This is a genomic window from Marinobacter iranensis, assembly GCF_029207565.1.
GTDB classification, from domain to species: domain Bacteria; phylum Pseudomonadota; class Gammaproteobacteria; order Pseudomonadales; family Oleiphilaceae; genus Marinobacter; species Marinobacter iranensis.
In genome coordinates, this window is record NZ_JANCMW010000363.1 from 1 (window position 1) to 244 (window position 244).

A 244-nucleotide genomic window follows, 5' to 3' on the forward strand; every position below is an offset into this window, starting at 1 on the left:
GTCTATGAGCGCCAGCACCCTCCGGGGTTCCGCTGGGTGCACGAAAGCCTCGGCACGAACTGGCGTATGCTGGAGATGCAGGCGACGATCGGCCGCCTCCAGCTCCGCCGGTTGTCGGGCTGGGTGGCGCGTCGAACCGAAATCGCAATGCGGGTGCACGCGGTTCTAACCGAGTTTCCAAAGGCGGTGCGTGCCCCGCTTCCCGGCGATGGCGTCACGCATGCATTTTATCGGCTCTACGCCT

Annotated in this window: 1 protein-coding gene; it reads left to right on the top strand. The window is 65.2% G+C overall.

What is annotated here, in order from left to right:
- Window positions 1–244 (top strand): DegT/DnrJ/EryC1/StrS family aminotransferase (locus NLU14_RS22720; RefSeq protein ID WP_275710870.1); only part of this gene is annotated, 244 nt, incomplete at both ends.